Annotated in this window: 1 protein-coding gene; it reads right to left on the bottom strand. The window is 43.1% G+C overall.

Annotated elements, in window-relative coordinates; translation table 11 throughout:
- A partial coding sequence (locus ETC05_RS17410) for an amidohydrolase family protein (protein ID WP_171661557.1) occupies positions 1–457 on the bottom strand: 457 nt, incomplete at both ends.

Here is a 457-nt window from a genome sequence, read left to right as displayed (position 1 = left end):
TTCTACTGGAGAGCCGTTTTTTTCTTTTCTAGCCACTGCATAATAGATCGAATCCAATGGAGACACATCGATCACTACTGGGCTGTCGGTTCCAAATGCTACTACAGCATCGTGGGTCAAAAAGGATTGAAAAGGAAACATTTGACTAGCGCGTTGCGGACCTACTTCTTCATCTAACGTTTCATAGCCGACTAATAAATGACTAGGTTGAACGGAAAGAACTAAATTGTCTTGTGCCACTAAAGAAAGATCTGCAGGATCCATGACTTCCAAATGCTCCAGGGTATTATTTTTACCGGCAGAGAGAGGGAAGCGCGCATGACTTTCATTAAAAAAAGACAACGCTTGATGGATCGCTTGGTCACCGATCGTATGGATGCGCATCGGCCAATTTTGCTGGTTTGCTAAGAAAATCAACTGGCGCATTTTTTCAATTGCAATCAGCGGCATACCAATA

Origin of the sequence: Geobacillus sp. BMUD (assembly GCF_013096845.1) — a bacterium.
Taxonomy (GTDB): Bacteria; Bacillota; Bacilli; order Bacillales; family Anoxybacillaceae; genus Geobacillus; species Geobacillus vulcani.
Note: the sequence above shows the minus strand (reverse complement) of the source record. Positions and strands in the feature narration are given on the sequence as shown.